This window comes from Syntrophorhabdus sp. (assembly GCA_012719415.1).
In the GTDB taxonomy this organism is placed as follows: Bacteria; Desulfobacterota; Syntrophorhabdia; order Syntrophorhabdales; family Syntrophorhabdaceae; genus Delta-02.
The window spans coordinates 1-2,818 of sequence record JAAYAK010000018.1; the positions used below are offsets into that span (position 1 = coordinate 1).

General features: G+C 57.8%; 4 protein-coding genes. 1 reads left to right on the forward strand and 3 read right to left on the reverse strand.

Annotated elements, in window-relative coordinates; all coding sequences use genetic code 11:
• Positions 1-836: response regulator (locus tag GXX82_00775; protein NLT21560.1), on the forward strand; the 836-nt coding region annotated here is incomplete at its 5' end.
• Positions 837-900: 64 nt separating this feature from the next.
• On the opposite strand, the gene GXX82_00780 is transcribed toward GXX82_00775, so the two are convergent.
• The 3 genes from GXX82_00780 to GXX82_00790 form a co-directional block, all read right to left on the reverse strand.
• Positions 901-1,917, reverse strand: coding sequence for an aspartate-semialdehyde dehydrogenase (locus GXX82_00780; protein ID NLT21561.1), 1,017 nt, complete (start codon positions 1,915-1,917; stop codon positions 901-903).
• On the reverse strand, positions 1,918-2,403 hold the full coding sequence (locus GXX82_00785) for a 3-isopropylmalate dehydratase small subunit (protein ID NLT21562.1): 486 nt from the start codon (positions 2,401-2,403) through the stop codon (positions 1,918-1,920).
• Positions 2,400-2,818: 3-isopropylmalate dehydratase large subunit (locus GXX82_00790; GenBank protein NLT21563.1), on the reverse strand; the 419-nt coding region annotated here is incomplete at its 5' end. The genes GXX82_00790 and GXX82_00785, both read right to left, overlap by 4 nt.

The following is a 2,818-nucleotide window of genomic DNA, read 5'->3' on the forward strand; positions in this document are numbered from 1 at the left end:
AGGATATCGGGCTCAAGGTCCTTCTCTGCGCCGAAGACCTGGTCGTCATGGCGGACACGACCCAGATCGACCAGATACTGTTCAACCTCGCGAGCAACGCCCGGGATGCCATGCCGAAAGGGGGGACTTTGACCATTGAGACGGAGCTCGCGGAACTGGACGGTGATTTCGTAAAGGCCCACGGGCTGGGTGAACCCGGCAGATATGCGCTCCTCTCCGTTTCCGATACCGGTTCGGGTATAGACGAGTATGTGAAGGAACACATCTTCGATCCCTTTTTCACCACCAAGGCGACAGGCAAAGGGACGGGCCTCGGCCTCCCCACCGTGTACGGGATCGTGAAGCAGCACGGGGGATACATCAACGTGTACAGCGAGAAGGACATGGGCACGACCTTTCACATATATCTTCCGGCCGTGTCCTCGTCCGTGGAGGAAGAGGCCGCGTCGGTGCAAGAGATGAAGGGAGGCGGTGAAACGATCCTTATCGCCGATGACGATGCTGACGTGAGACGCCTCATGCGGGATGTGTTGACCAAATACGGTTACACGGTCATTGAGGCCGTTGACGGCGAGGACGCGATTAGGACGTACAGGCGGCACGACAGCGTCGATCTCGTCGTCATAGACTCCGTTATGCCGGGGAAGAACGGCAGGGAAGCATACGAGGAGATGAGAAGGGCCGGCCGGGACATGAAGGTCCTCTTCATGAGCGGTCACACCCGGGACATTGTTCTCGACAAGGGTATCGAGGAAGGGGAATTTGATTTCCTTTCAAAGCCTTTGAGACCGACCATGCTCCTCAGGATGGTAAGAGAGATACTTGACAGGACCTGAAAGGGTGCAAAAGCACAAACCCTCCCTTTCGGAGGGAGGGTTTGTGCGGATCGACGTTACAGGGTCACAGGTATTTCTTTATCAAAGCTTCCGCTATCTGCACCGCGTTCAGGGCGGCGCCTTTTCTGATGTTGTCGGCGACTATCCACATGTTGAGGCCGTATTTGACGGTATCATCGATCCTGATCCTGCCCACGTACGTGTCATCCTTGCCGGCGGCGTCTATGGCGAGAGGATATTTGTTCTTCGCCGGGTCGTCGACCACTTTGATGCCCGGGGCCTTCTTCAGGAGCTTGCGCGCCATATCGGGGGTCATTTCCCGCTCGAACTCGATATTCACCGACTCGGAGTGTCCGTAGAAGACGGGGACCCTCACCGTCGTAGCTGTAACGGCAATGGAATCGTCCTCCATGATCTTCTTCGTCTCGTTGACCATCTTCATCTCTTCCTTGGTGTACCCGGTATCGAGGAAGCTGTCGATATGCGGCAGGACGTTGAAGGCGATCTGATGGGGATAGACCTTCTTCTCGATGGTCTTCATGTTGTAAATGGCGAGGACCTGCTGCTCAAGTTCCTTTATGGCCTTCTGTCCCGTCCCGGAAACTGCCTGATAGGTGGATACAACGACCCTTTTGATCTTTGCCGCGTCGTGGAGGGGCTTCAAGGCCACCACCATCTGGATCGTCGAGCAGTTGGGGTTGGCGATGATGCCCCGCTTCGTGTGCTGCGCTATGGCGTGCTCGTTGACCTCGGGTACAACGAGGGGGATGTCCTTCTCCATCCTGAAGGCGCTCGTGTTGTCGATGACCACGCACCCGCTGGCCGCCGCGATGGGCGCGAATTTCTGGCTCACGGCACCGCCGGGTGAAAAGAGGCCGATGTCGATGTCCCTGAAAGAGTCCTCCTTCAGCTCCTGCACCTTTACGTTTTCACCATGGAAGCTCATTGTCTTGCCCACGCTCCGCGAGGAAGCGAGAAGCGTCAGGTTCTTGACCGGGAAATTCCGTTCCTCGAGGACTTTTACCATTTCATTTCCGACCGCGCCGGTGGCTCCGGCGACTGCTACGTTGTACTGTTTCATTTAGCCCTCCAGCTTTTTCTTGAGATAGTTTATCAACCCGCCCTCGTTGATGAGGTCAACCATGAAGGGGGGTATGGGTTTGGCTTCGACCTTGCTCTCGCCGCAGCGGATGATGCCTGTCGATATGTCGACCTCGATCTCGTCACCGTCCTTCACGAGATCATAGATGTCCGCTTCCAGCAGCGCGAGGCCCTTGTTGAAGGCGTTGCGGTAGAATATCCTGGCGAATGTCTTCGCGACGATGAGCGGTATGCCGAGCGCCGCGATGGCGAGAGGCGCGTGCTCCCGGGAGGACCCGCAGCCGAAATTGGAGCCCGAGACGATGATGTCCCCGGCCCTGACCTCCTTCGGAAAGTTCGGAGCCAGGGGCTCCATGCAGTGCTCACCGAGGACCTTCGGGTCCGTGTGCGCGAGATATTTCGCGGGGATGATGATATCGGTATCGATATTGTCGCCGAATTTCCAGATCCTTCCTTTGACGATCATAATACCTCCTCGGGACGGGCTATCCTTCCTTTGATGGCAGTGGCCGCCGCCACGGCGGGACCGGCGAGATAGACCTCGCTTTCGGGATGCCCCATCCTTCCGATAAAGTTCCTGTTCGTTGTGGCCACGGCCCTTTCTCCCTTTGCCAGTATGCCCATGTGACCGCCGAGGCAGGGGCCGCAGGTGGGCGGCGATATGATGCAGCCGGCATCCAGGAATGTCTGGAAGTATCCCCGCCGCATGGCCTCGCCGTAGATCGCGGGTGTCGCGGGGATCACGATGCACCGCAAGCCTTTGCTCACCTTCTTCCCCGCGAGGATGGCGGCTGCCATCTCCAGGTCTTCCAGTCTGCCGTTGGTGCAGGAACCGATGACGACCTGGTCCACATCTATGGCGCTGAGTTCCCCGGCGTCCC

Excerpts from the sequence above, each read along its gene's own strand:
- GXX82_00780 (NLT21561.1), bottom strand. The coding sequence starts at position 1,917 with ATGAAACAGTACAACGTAGCAGTCGCCGGAGCCACCGGCGCGGTCGGA.
- GXX82_00785 (NLT21562.1), bottom strand. The coding sequence starts at position 2,403 with ATGATCGTCAAAGGAAGGATCTGGAAATTCGGCGACAATATCGATACC.